Source organism: Streptomyces sp. NPDC026515 (genome assembly GCF_055567595.1).
Map to the genome: position 1 here is coordinate 159,284 of NZ_JBVHQD010000010.1, position 8,412 is coordinate 167,695.

Consider the following 8,412-nt stretch of genomic DNA (forward strand, 5'->3'; position numbering starts at 1 on the left):
TAGTGAATGAAGGCTTTGGTGCTCTCCGGCGGTGCCGGCACACGGCTTCGGCCGATCACCCACACATCGGCGAAACAGCTCGTGCCGGTGGCGAACAAACCCGTGCTGTTCTACGGGCTCGAATCCCTCGCCGCGGCGGGCGTCACCCAGGTCGGGATGATCGTCGGCGACACCGCCGCCGAGATCGAGGAGGCGGTCGGCGACGGGTCGAAGTTCGGCCTCGACGTCACCTACATCCCCCAGGAGCGTCCGCTGGGCCTGGCCCACGCGGTGCTGATCGCGCGGGACTTCCTCGGTGACGACGACTTCGTCATGTACCTCGGCGACAACTTCATCGTCGGCGGCATCAGCGGCCTGGTCGGCGAGTTCCGCGAGACCCGGCCCGACGCGCAGATCCTCCTCACCCACGTGCCCAACCCGCGGGCCTTCGGTGTCGCCGAACTCGACGCCGACGGCCAGGTGGTCGGTCTGGAGGAGAAGCCGCAGGAGCCCAAGAGCGATCTCGCGCTGGTCGGCGTCTACCTGTTCACGCCGGCCATCCACGACGCCGTGCGCGCCATCAAGCCGTCCTGGCGCGGCGAGCTGGAGATCACCCACGCCATCCAGCACCTCATCGACCAGCGCGCCGACGTGCGCTCCACGGTGATCAAGGGCTACTGGAAGGACACCGGCAACGTCGTCGACATGCTGGAGGTCAACCGGACCGTCCTGGAGGCGCAGGAGCCGCGCATCGACGGCGAGGTCGACGAGGCCAGCCAGATCGTCGGCCGGGTGGTCGTCGAGGCGGGCGCCAGCGTCACCAACTCCCGGATCGTCGGTCCGGCCGTGATCGGCGCCGGGACCGTCGTCGGCGACTCCTACGTGGGCCCCTTCACGTCGATCGCCGAGAACTGCCGGATCACCCAGAGCGAGCTGGAGTTCTCCATAGTGCTGCGGGACTCCTCCATCGACGGGGTGGGCAGGATCGAGTCCTCGCTGATCGGCCGGCACGTCGAGGTGACCCCCGCCGCCGGCACCCCCAGCGCCCACCGCCTCGTCCTCGGAGACCACAGCAAGGTGCAGATCCGTTCATGAATCTCCTCGTCACCGGCGCCGCCGGCTTCATCGGCTCCACGTACGTCCGCGGCCTGCTCGCCGAAGGCGCCCCCGACGCGCCGCACATCACCGTGCTCGACAAGCTCACCTACGCGGGCACCCTCACCAACCTGCCCGAGGCGCACCCGCGCCTGACCTTCGTGCAGGGCGACATCTGCGACGCCGAGCTGGTCGACAAGCTCATGGCCGAGGCCGACCAGGTGGTGCACTTCGCCGCCGAGTCGCACGTGGACCGCTCCATCGACGGGGCCGGCGCGTTCGTCCGCACCAACGTGGTCGGCACCCAGACCCTGCTGGACGCGGCCCTGCGCCACGGCGTCGGCCCGTTCGTGCACGTCTCCACCGACGAGGTCTACGGCTCCATCGAGACCGGCTCCTGGCCCGAGACCCACCCGCTCCAGCCGAACTCGCCGTACTCCGCCTCCAAGGCCTCCTCGGACCTGCTCGCGCTGGCCTTCCACCGCACCCACGGCCTGGACGTCCGCGTCACCCGCTGCTCCAACAACTACGGGCCGCACCAGTTCCCCGAGAAGGTCATCCCGCTCTTCGTGAGCAACCTCCTCGACGGCAGGAACGTGCCCCTGTACGGCGACGGCAGCAACGTCCGTGACTGGCTGCACGTCGAGGACCACTGCCAGGGCATCGACCTGGTCCGCACCGGCGGCCGGGCCGGCGAGGTCTACAACATCGGCGGCGGCACCGAGCTGAGCAACAAGGAACTCACCGGACTGCTCCTGGACGCCTGCGGGGCCGGCTGGGACCGGGTCGACCGCGTCGCCGACCGCAAGGGCCACGACCAGCGTTACTCCGTCGACTGGAGCAAGATCCACGACGAGCTGGGCTACACCCCCGGGCACGACTTCACCTCCGGCCTCGCCGCCACCGTCGCCTGGTACCGCGACAACCGGGACTGGTGGGAGCCGCTGAAGGAACGCGCCGCCCTGGAATCCCGCAAGGAGCAGGAGAAGCACCGATGAAGTGGCTCGTCGCCGGCGCGGGCGGAATGCTCGGCCACGACATGGTCGAGGAACTCACCCGCCGGGACGCCGAGGTGGTGGCCCTCGGCCGCGCCGACCTCGATGTCACCAGTGCCGACTCGGTGGAGTCGGCACTCGCCGGGCACCGGCCCGACCTGGTGGTGAACTGCGCCGCGTACACGGCCGTCGACGACGCCGAGACCGACGAGGAGCGGGCCCTGCTGATCAACGGCGAGGGCCCGCGCCTGCTGGCCCGCGCCGCCGCCCGGCACGGCGCCCGCCTGGTGCACGTCTCCACGGACTACGTCTTCGACGGCGAGGCCCGCACCACGCCGTACCCGGAGGACCACCGCACCGGTCCGCGCACCGCCTACGGCCGCACCAAGCTCGTCGGCGAGCGAGCCGTCCTCGCGGAGCTCCCGGGTGCGAGCGCGGTGGTCCGTACGGCCTGGCTGTACGGAACGCACGGAAAGAACTTCGTGCGCACGATGATCGAACTCGAGTCCCGCCGGGACACCCTCGACGTCGTCGACGACCAGCGCGGCCAGCCCACCTGGAGTGCCGACCTGGCCGCCCTGATCGCCGACCTCGGCCCGCGCCTCGGGCGGGACGCCCGCGCGCACGGCGTCTTCCACGGCACCGGCTCCGGTGCGGCCACCTGGTGCGAGCTGGCCCGCGAGGTGTTCCGGCTGCTCGGCGCCGACCCGGAGCGGGTGCGTCCCACCACGAGTGCGGCGTTCGTCCGGCCGGCCCCCCGCCCCGCGTACAGCGTCCTCGGTCACGACCGGTGGGCCGAGGTGGGCCTGGAACCGCCGCGTGACTGGCGGGCGGCGCTGCGCGAGGCGCTGCCGCTCCTGCGCAAGGAGCTCTCGCTGTAAAAGCTGTGGGGCACCCTCGGGTGCCCCACAGTCGTCAATGCCGGGCCTGCCGGACAGACTTTCCGTACTCTGTGGCGTTCACCACTTGTGGATCCGACTTCATCACTACGATGATGCTTTGAATGTCTTGTGGGTCGGATAGGGAAAGGATTTGTCCCGCGATGTCGATGCGAGCGACCGTGAAGTCCGTACTGGGTGAGAAGAATGTGCGGGCCCTGCGACGACTGAAGCGGCGCCTGTCCGCCCGGCCGGCCGGGCCGGCAAAGCCGACCGGGCTCGACGCGATCTCCGGGGATCTCAACAAACTCGCCCAGCACTTCAAGACGGACAAGTGGGGGATACACCGCTACACACAGCACTACCAGCGCCACCTCGGGCACCTGAGGAACGATTCGTTCAATCTGCTGGAAATCGGCATCGGCGGGTACAACAGGCCAGGTCAGGGTGGTGCTTCACTGCGCATGTGGAAGCAGTTCTTCCCGAAGGCGCAGATTTTCGGAATGGACATCCAGGACAAGTCATTTGTCGACGAGGACCGCATCACGACGTTCATCGGAGACCAGTCCGATCCGTCGTCCCTGAACGCCGTCGTCGACAAGATCGGTGAACTGGACGTCATCATCGATGACGGCAGTCACCGCAGTCCGCATGTGCTCACGACGTTTGCCACGCTCTTCCCCCGGCTCAAGGACGGTGGCATCTACATCGTCGAGGACACGCAGTCGTCGTACTGGCCCGAATGGCAGGGCAGCGAGGATCTCGAGGCGGCGCACACCAGTATGGGGATGCTGAAGCGGCTGACGGACGGGCTGAATTACGAAGAATTCGTGACCGAGAACTATCAGCCCACGTACACCGACCTCAATATCGTCGGCATGCACTTCTACCACAACCTGGTGATCATCGAAAAAGGCAGGAATGCCGAGGGCAGCAACAAGCGCAGCGCGCTGAAACAGCGGTACGCCAAGTCCTGACACCGCCCGCCCGAGGGGGGCCGAGCCGCGGCTCGGCCCCCCTCGGCGTGCTCAGGCCCGCAACCGCTCGTAGTACGCCAGGCAGTCCGCGTACGACGGCAGCAGCCCCGACGCCGCGGCCTCGGCGAGGGACGGCGCCTCGGCGTCCTTCTCCGACAGCACCGGCTCGACGTCCTCGGGCCACTCGATGCCCAGCTCCGGGTCGAGCGGGTCGATGCCGTGCTCGCGTCCCGGCGCGTATCCGGCCGAGCACAGGTACACCACGGTGGCGTCGTCGGTCAGCGCCATGAACGCGTGCCCGAGGCCCTCCGAGAGGAACACGGCGTGCCGGTTGTCCTCGTCCAGCCGGACCGCCTCCCAGCGGCCGAACGTGGGGGAGCCCACCCGGATGTCCACGACGACGTCCAGCACCGCCCCGCGCACGCACTTGACGTACTTGGACTGGCTCGGCGGCACGTCGGCGAAGTGGATGCCGCGCAGCACACCCCGCCGTGAGACCGAGCAGTTGGCCTGCGCCAGGTCGAGGTCGTAGCCGAGAGCCTCACGGAACTCCCCGGCCCTGAACCACTCGTGGAAGCTGCCCCGGTCGTCGGGAAAGACCTTCGGCTCCTGGACCCAGGCGCCTTCGATGTCCAGCGGTCGCACGGTTCCTACTTGCCTTCCTGTCGTGCGGGCTTGCCCTTGCCCAGGGCCCTGACCAGTGCGCGGCGCACCGGCAACGGGAGCTTGCGGGCGAGGCGGCGCGCCGCGCTCGGCCTGGGCTTCGGTTTGGCGGCGGGCTTGGGCGCCGCCGCCGCGGGCTTCTTCGGAGCCGGCTTGGCCACCTTCAGGCCCTCGGGGGAGTTGCGCACGACGAGCGGCAGCGTGAAGAAGCGCGGCTCGGGCGCGTCCGCGACCAGGCACAGCGCGAGCCGCCAGCCGCCTTCCTGGAGCGAGCGCACCGGCAGCGGGGCGTCGAGCACCGCGCCGCCGCTCCCGGCGGGCGAGAGCGTGGCCGGCACCTCCAGCACCTCGGCGGCGGGCTTCGGTCCCGTCAGCCGTACCGACGCCTTGACGTCACCGGCGACGTGGAAGGGCAGTGCCCCGCGCAGCCGGTCGCCCGCCACGGTGAAGTCCTCGGGCGTGAACGCGTCGAAGCCCAGCCGCTTGCCCGCCATGTCGACGTCGAGCGCGAAGTTGTCCTTGACCGTCCAGTACGGCAGAACCCGCAGGCCGCCGACCACGCCCGGCGACGGCATCGCCGGGAACGGCTCCCGGGACGCCGGGAAGAGCCGGTACTCCCGGGTCCAGCCGCCTATGGTCAGCCGGACGAACGCGTCCCACAGGCCGGCCGGCAGCGGAGTGCCGCTGGCGGCGGTGGCCGGGTCCACGGTGGCCGTGGCCCTGACCACCAGCCGGACCCGGCCGGGTTCGCCCTCGACGGGCACCGTCTCACGGGTGATCTCGACCGGCTGGAAGAACTGCGCGTGGGTCTCGCGCTCCCGCATCATCAGGTCGACGTTGGCCTTCCCGAAACGGGCGGCGGTGCTGCCCTCCAGCCACGCGACGGCGTCGGCCACCGTCTCGGGCGGGCCGTCCAGCGGGACCACGGCGGTGTCCGCCGGATAGGTCTTGGGCGCGCCGTCCGCGCTGTACTCGGCCGTGAAGTCGACCTTCAGCGCGCCGCCCTCCCAGGCGATGCTCTCCAGGGCCGTCGAGGGGCCGATGGACGCCTCCCACTCGGCGAGCGCGAGCACGTCCTCGTAGCGGCCGGCGCCGGCCAGCTCGGTGACCACCCGGTGGGCCGGCTCCAGCAGCGCGAACACGGAGGGGCCCATGCGCTCGGCGATCACCTTGTGGATCTCGTCGAAGAGCTCCCGGCGGTAGTCGTCCGGCAGCTTGAGGAAGCGGTTGCCGCGCAGCCGCTCGCCCATCTCGCTGCGCAGCCAGCGGCGGAACATCTTGTCCCGCTTGGGGCCGGGCTCGGTGTAGCGCTCGACGACGTCGAGCGCCTCCCGCAGGTTGGCGAAGTAGCCGACCGGGTCGAAGCGCTGGAAGCCGGCGTTGGAGGCGTCGTCGCGCTTGAGGTGGTAGTAGCAGACGTAGTCGCTGAGCACGGAGATGTTCGACGCGCGCAGGTACGCCTCGGCGACGAAGACATGGTCCTCCAGGCGCCGGCGGCCCTCGGGGAAGCGCAGCCCGATGCGGTCCAGGAAGGACCTGCGCAGCATCTTGTGCGGGGTCAGGCTGTCCATCAGCGGGGCGTTCTCGACGGTGGCCCGCGGGTGGTTGCGGCGGAACAGCTCCACCGGAACGGGACGGCCCTTGCCGGCCATCTTGCCGATGATCAGGTCGGCCTCGTTCGCGACGCCGTAGTCGTACATCCGCTCCAGGGCCTCGTCGCCGAGGAAGTCGTCGTTGTCGACGAACATCACGAACTCGCCCTTGGACGCCTCGATGCCGACGTTGCGCGGCTTGCCGGACCAGCCGGAGGCCTCCTGGTGGATGACGTGGATGTGCGGGTGCTCGGCGGCCACCTCGTCGAGCCGGGCCGGTGTGCCGTCGCTGGAACCGTCGTCCACGAAGATCACTTCGTACTCGTCACGCGGCAGCGACTGCCGCAGCACCGAGGCGATGCAGTCCTCGATATAGGGCCCCGGGTTGTAAACAGGGACGACAACACTGACCTTGACCGGCATCCGGCTTCCTAGCCCCCTGGATAGGCCGTCCGTTCTCCTGGACGGCACGTACGTGTGGCCGAATGCTAACCCGGTCTTGGCCACGGGGTTTCTCACTCCTGGGTCAAGACCGGGTCGTGAAGGGTCAGCAGGGTGTCAAAGGACCCGCTCAGCCGTGGGTCTTGGCCAGCAGCTCCAGGACCTCGGCCGTGCTGCCGGATTCACCCAGCCGCGGGAAGATCCGCTCCACGCTGCCGCGGTGCGCCTCGGGGTCGGCGTCGGCCATGGCGTCGGTGGCCAGGGTCACGTGGTAGCCGTGCGCGTAGGCGTCACGGGCGGTGGACTCCACGCCGATGCTGGTGGCGACGCCGGTCAGGACGATCTGGGTGACGCCCCGGCGGCGCAGCTGGTCGTCCAGGGCGGTGCCGTGGAAGGCGCTCCAGTTGTGCTTGGTGACCCGGATGTCGCCGTCGTGGCCCGAGAGCTCGTCGACGACGACGTCCCAGCCCTGCGGGAAGGCGAGACCGCGCGGCTGGCGCTCGGTGCGGCCGGGGACTGCGTCGGCGCCGTCGGCGGCGAAGGACACCCGGACCAGGACCACGGGCAGGTTCCGGGCGCGGAAGGCGTCGGCGAGCTCGACGCTGCGGGCCACCACCTCGGCACCGGAGTACGGCTGGGTGGGCATGGCCACGATGCCCTGCTGCAGGTCGATGACGACAAGGGCGGTACGCGGGTCGAGCGTGGTCAAAGACATGGGGTGGATCAGGCCTTTCGGGGGGCTTGGGGGAGTCGGGGGGTGAGCCGGGCCAGCGAACGGTCCGGCAGGGTGATCGCCAGCAGCAGTACGGAGCCGGCGAGCATGAACAGGGCCAGGCCGTGCAGCCCGCCCGTGTCGGCGCGGTGCGGGTAGAACGCCGCGGTGGCCGCGGAGGCACCCAGCGCGCCGAGGTACATGAAGGTGCGCAGCAGCCCGGCGGCCGAGCCGATCCGCTCCGGGTCGGCCTGCCGGTACAGCGCCGTCTGCGCGGCGAGTCCGAGCAGGCCCTGCGGTACACCGAGCAGCGCGCCGACCGCGAGCAGCAGCCAGACCGGACTGCCGGCCGAGACCAGCAGCAGGGCCGCGCAGCCGGCGATCTGGAGCACGGAGCCGGTCACCAGCTTGGAGCGGACCGCCTCCCGGCGGCCGGTGAGCGTGGCGGTGACGAGTGCGGCCGCCGACAGCGGGAGCAGCGCGAGCCCGGCCGTGGAGGCGCTGAGGCCGCGGCCCTGCTCCAGCCACTGCGTGTAGCCGTACAGGAAGGCGTACGCGGTCGTGTACGCGAGCAACTGGCGCACGTAGGTGACGACGAGCGGGACGTTGCCGCCGAGGACCCGCAGGTCGACGAACGGAGCGGGGGCCCGCAGCTCCCGGGCCGCGAAGGCCGCGGCGGCGGCCACGGTCAGCGCCGGCAGGTACCACAGGCCGGGCCGCGGGCTCATCAGGAACAGCATCAGCGAGACCAGCAGGACGGCGAACAGCGCCATGCCGGGCAGGTCCATGCCCTGGCGCCGCCCCGGGGTGCCGGTCCTCGGCAGCCACTTCACGCCGAGGACCAGACAGGCCGCGGAGAGCGGCACGTTGACGGTGAACACCAGGTGCCAGCCGCCGGCGCCGATCAGCACCCCGCCCAGCGTCGGACCGATCACGGCCACGGTCTGGGCGGACACGGCGAGCGCGGGCCGCCGCCCGGGCGCCGGGTGCGGCGCCGAAGTCCCGGAGACGAGCAGTGCGAGCGCCGTGATCCACACCCCCCACGAGGGGGGCCGCGCCCCCATCCGACCGGTGACGACC

The 8,412-nt window shown here is 70.6% G+C and carries 8 protein-coding genes; 4 read left to right on the plus strand and 4 right to left on the minus strand.

The features are described 5' to 3' along the window. The first annotated feature begins 6 nt into the window (after window positions 1-6). The 4 genes from ACZ4O3_RS22415 (at window position 7) to ACZ4O3_RS22430 (ending at window position 3,924) form a co-directional block, all read left to right on the plus strand. Window positions 7-1,074, plus strand: coding sequence for a glucose-1-phosphate thymidylyltransferase (locus tag ACZ4O3_RS22415; protein WP_362728303.1), 1,068 nt, complete (start codon window positions 7-9; stop codon window positions 1,072-1,074). Further along, on the plus strand, window positions 1,071-2,072 hold the full coding sequence (gene rfbB, locus ACZ4O3_RS22420) for a dTDP-glucose 4,6-dehydratase (RefSeq protein ID WP_467723830.1): 1,002 nt from the start codon (window positions 1,071-1,073) through the stop codon (window positions 2,070-2,072). Before ACZ4O3_RS22415 ends, rfbB begins: the two co-directional genes overlap by 4 nt. Next, window positions 2,069-2,950, plus strand: coding sequence for a dTDP-4-dehydrorhamnose reductase (gene rfbD / locus ACZ4O3_RS22425; RefSeq protein WP_384989049.1), 882 nt, complete (start codon window positions 2,069-2,071; stop codon window positions 2,948-2,950). The genes rfbB and rfbD overlap by 4 nt, the downstream gene beginning before the upstream one ends. Before the next feature lie 161 nt (window positions 2,951-3,111). Further along, window positions 3,112-3,924 (plus strand): class I SAM-dependent methyltransferase, encoded by an 813-nt coding sequence (locus ACZ4O3_RS22430; protein ID WP_467723831.1) that lies wholly within the window; start codon window positions 3,112-3,114, stop codon window positions 3,922-3,924. A 51-nt stretch (window positions 3,925-3,975) separates the two neighbouring features. On the opposite strand, the gene rfbC is transcribed toward ACZ4O3_RS22430, so the two are convergent. The 4 genes from rfbC to ACZ4O3_RS22450 form a co-directional block, all read right to left on the minus strand. Further along, window positions 3,976-4,569, minus strand: coding sequence for a dTDP-4-dehydrorhamnose 3,5-epimerase (gene rfbC, locus ACZ4O3_RS22435; protein ID WP_467723833.1), 594 nt, complete (start codon window positions 4,567-4,569; stop codon window positions 3,976-3,978). 5 nt (window positions 4,570-4,574) lie between these two features. Further along, window positions 4,575-6,602, minus strand: coding sequence for a glycosyltransferase family 2 protein (locus tag ACZ4O3_RS22440; protein ID WP_467723834.1), 2,028 nt, complete (start codon window positions 6,600-6,602; stop codon window positions 4,575-4,577). A gap of 148 nt (window positions 6,603-6,750) precedes the next feature. Then, window positions 6,751-7,335, minus strand: a complete 585-nt coding sequence (locus ACZ4O3_RS22445; RefSeq protein ID WP_362731863.1) for an isochorismatase family protein — start codon at window positions 7,333-7,335, stop codon at window positions 6,751-6,753. 8 nt (window positions 7,336-7,343) lie between these two features. Next, on the minus strand, window positions 7,344-8,412 hold a 1,069-nt coding region (locus tag ACZ4O3_RS22450), incomplete at its 5' end, for an MFS transporter (RefSeq protein ID WP_467723836.1).

Coding starts and splice junctions, on each gene's coding strand:
- ACZ4O3_RS22430 (WP_467723831.1), top strand. CDS start 3,112: ATGTCGATGCGAGCGACCGTGAAGTCCGTACTGGGTGAGAAGAATGTG.
- ACZ4O3_RS22445 (WP_362731863.1), bottom strand. CDS start 7,335: ATGTCTTTGACCACGCTCGACCCGCGTACCGCCCTTGTCGTCATCGAC.
- rfbB (WP_467723830.1), top strand. CDS start 1,071: ATGAATCTCCTCGTCACCGGCGCCGCCGGCTTCATCGGCTCCACGTAC.
- ACZ4O3_RS22440 (WP_467723834.1), bottom strand. CDS start 6,602: ATGCCGGTCAAGGTCAGTGTTGTCGTCCCTGTTTACAACCCGGGGCCC.
- ACZ4O3_RS22415 (WP_362728303.1), top strand. CDS start 7: ATGAAGGCTTTGGTGCTCTCCGGCGGTGCCGGCACACGGCTTCGGCCG.
- rfbD (WP_384989049.1), top strand. CDS start 2,069: ATGAAGTGGCTCGTCGCCGGCGCGGGCGGAATGCTCGGCCACGACATG.